The 238-nt window shown below is 69.7% G+C and carries 1 protein-coding gene; it reads left to right on the forward strand.

The window, feature by feature from the left end; all coding sequences use genetic code 11:
* Nucleotides 1-12 precede the first annotated feature (12 nt).
* Nucleotides 13-238: MltA domain-containing protein (locus AC0IW9_RS31905; protein WP_471652288.1), on the forward strand; the 226-nt coding region annotated here is incomplete at its 3' end.

Consider the following 238-nt stretch of genomic DNA (forward strand, 5'->3'; position numbering starts at 1 on the left):
GGGCAGGCGTCGATGCAGGGCATCGTCGCGTGGCTGCGCGCCAATCCGGAGCAGGGCCGCGCACTGATGCGCGAGAATAAGAGCTTCGTGTTCTTCCGCGAGCTGGACGGCCCGCCGCAGGGGGCGATGGGCTATGCTGTGACCGGGCAGGTTAGTGCGGCGACCGATCCGAAGTTCGTGCCGCTGGGTGCGCCGGTGTTCCTGTCGCTCGATCGGGCGGACGCGAGCGGGCTGTGGG

The sequence above is a fragment of the Belnapia sp. AC561 genome (assembly GCF_979252845.1).